Source organism: Arthrobacter sp. 2RAF6 (assembly GCF_052115205.1).
GTDB lineage: Bacteria > Actinomycetota > Actinomycetes > Actinomycetales > Micrococcaceae > Arthrobacter.
Window position 1 is genome coordinate 1 of record NZ_JBFRGF010000105.1, and the last position, 812, is coordinate 812.

The window sequence follows — 812 nt, forward strand, 5'->3', positions numbered from 1 at the left end:
TTTTCCCGGCCCAGTTCCAGGACCTTCTCCACCGGCACGTCCGGGGCCAGGCCGGCGTCGAAGAAGTGCCTGATCTGCACGGCCTCGAAACGGTCGATGCCGGCCGGCACCGGGGTGTGGGTGGTGAACACCGTGGACGCCCGTCCCGCGGCGAGGGCCTCGGACCAGCTCAGCGGGGCCTCGGAGGACATGAGCTCCTGGATGCGTTCGATGCCCAGGAACCCGGCGTGGCCTTCGTTGGTGTGGAACACTTCCGGGGCCGGGGTCCCCGTGAGGCGCTGGTAGACGCGCAGCGCCTTCACCCCGCCCATGCCCAGCAGGAGTTCCTGCTGCAGGCGGTGGTCACCGCCCCCGCCGTAGAGGCGGTCCGTGATCCCGCGCGCTGCGTCGTCATTGGCCGGAACGTTCGAGTCGAGCAGCAGCAGCGGCACGCGCCCGACGTCGGCCCGCCAGATGTGCGCATTGAGCTTGCGTCCGTTGGGCAGCGGCAGGGAGATCGTCACGGGCTTGCCGGTGCCGTCCTCGGACGGTTCGCGCAACAGCGTCAGGGGCAGGCCGTCCGGGTCAAGGACCGGGTAGGTTTCCTGCTGCCAGGCGTCCCGGGAAAGGGACTGCTTGAAGTAGCCCGCCTGGTAGAGCAGCCCGACGCCGATCAGCGGCACACCCAGGTCCGAAGCGGCTTTCAGATGGTCCCCGGCCAGGATCCCCAGGCCGCCGGAATACTGCGGAAGCACCTCGGTGATCCCGAACTCGGGCGAGAAATAGGCGATGCACGCCGGAGCGTCCGGACCCAGGCCCTGGTACCAGCGCGG

Annotated in this window: 1 protein-coding gene; it reads right to left on the reverse strand. The window is 69.6% G+C overall.

Annotated features, from left to right (window positions below):
- Nucleotides 1-812: alpha-glucan family phosphorylase (glgP, locus tag AB4Z38_RS25665; protein ID WP_441432331.1), on the reverse strand; the 812-nt coding region annotated here is incomplete at both ends.